Source organism: Dyella sp. 01L423, assembly GCF_056399945.1.
On sequence record NZ_JBFTSI010000075.1, the window covers coordinates 1 to 345 of the forward strand.

General features: G+C 54.8%; 1 protein-coding gene. It reads right to left on the reverse strand.

Going from position 1 to position 345, the window contains the following annotated elements; all coding sequences use genetic code 11:
- The coding region (locus AC1DMY_RS21130) for a hypothetical protein (protein ID WP_477166797.1) at positions 1-282 on the reverse strand (282 nt) is incomplete at its 3' end.
- Between the last annotated feature and the right edge of the window lie 63 nt (positions 283-345).

A 345-nucleotide genomic window follows, 5' to 3' on the forward strand; every position in this document is an offset into this window, starting at 1 on the left:
CAGGCGTACAACGTAGATGCTCCAAACAAGAGAGCACAATACCGACGCAGCGGCTATGACTAGAGGTACTAACGCGTCGCTCTTCGGGCGTGAACCACCATAGAAATACAGGCCGCCGGCCATACAAAGACAAATCAACGCCACAGCCAACACGCTGATGATTAGCGACCGCGACATGGTGAACACTTCGTTACTATGCGCACCTTTCTGTTCTCGCCTGGACAGGAACGAGACAACACCCAGAAGGACGGCCACTACAACAGGCGTCAACCAGAGAAACATGAGCCCTCCCCTTGGGCTTGCTTCAAGACAAGACTCGGCACGATGAGCGTCCGCTTTGGGTCG